We start from the raw sequence: 982 nt of genomic DNA, 5'->3' as shown, positions 1-982 counted from the left end.
AAAGATATTTTCAGGTCCGGCCTGTGTTGGCGTGTCAGGCGGAGGGATAAAAAATGTATTCTTCAGCGTTGACATATTTTCACCTTCAAAAATATATAAGCGTTGAAAAGCACGATGAGTACGCTAACAATATAACTGACGTGTCTTTCTTATGATGTCATCACCTCGCGTATCCCATCCTGTTTAGTCAACGACTTTAGTCGTTTCAGATGAAATGTTCTCTGCATTACTTCCGACTACGCGCAGGAGTTAGTTTACAGTTTATGTGTGGAAAGACTTATCAATTTCGGAAGTGCATCCGGTCAGCACATATCGTTACAGCGCTTACAAAAACGTCCTGTTCATAATCCATGCAATATCATTCCGGTTTCTCAGGCCGATTTTAAATATTGCCATTTGTCGGTAGTAACACACATTCCTGTAATGTATCCGCATACGCTTTGCAATATCACTTACCGTTTCTCCACCAAGAAGTGCATTTATCACCCGTCGCTCGTTAACACTTAAACGCTGAAATCCATACCCATTATTTATATAGCGAGAGGGAACGGCCAGAATGCGCAGAAAAATATTTTGCAACTGACGGAGATCTTGTAACGGAGAAACCCAGGGGAAAGGGTATCTGATATTACTCCTCTCCCACTGATGCCCAAATAAAATGCAGGGAGTTCCTCTCAGTTCGTGGCGTTCAGAATAAAGGACTGACAGATTCCACAAAAACCACAACGCCTTCACCATTACTGATGACTCATGACAGGTCAGATCCACCACAATGACACGCTTTTTCCCGTGAAGGTGGCTGTCAGACAGAATATGCGACACAATCTGCTCCGGTGTTTCCACGGAAATAACCTGAACGGCATGTTTCCCGGCACTTTCCATCAGTTCAAAAAGCCCGAGGCGGGTGTACTGACACTGACTCATCAAAAATATCTGTTTCATCCGTCTTCTGTCAGCTCCGGAGGAGCCTGTTCATTCTGTT

The 982-nt window shown here is 43.9% G+C and carries 1 protein-coding gene; it reads right to left on the bottom strand.

Annotated features, from left to right (window positions below):
- Positions 1–324 precede the first annotated feature (324 nt).
- Positions 325–942 carry a LuxR C-terminal-related transcriptional regulator gene (locus tag OGX95_RS00075; protein WP_286627838.1) on the bottom strand — a complete coding sequence of 206 codons (618 nt, stop codon included), beginning with the start codon at positions 940–942 and terminating at the stop codon, positions 325–327.
- Between the last annotated feature and the right edge of the window lie 40 nt (positions 943–982).

It is taken from the genome of Citrobacter sp. Cu233, from assembly GCF_030332225.1.
Lineage (GTDB): Bacteria > Pseudomonadota > Gammaproteobacteria > Enterobacterales > Enterobacteriaceae > Citrobacter.
The sequence above is the reverse complement of the archived record's forward strand: the minus strand, read 5'-3'. Positions and strand labels throughout refer to the sequence as shown.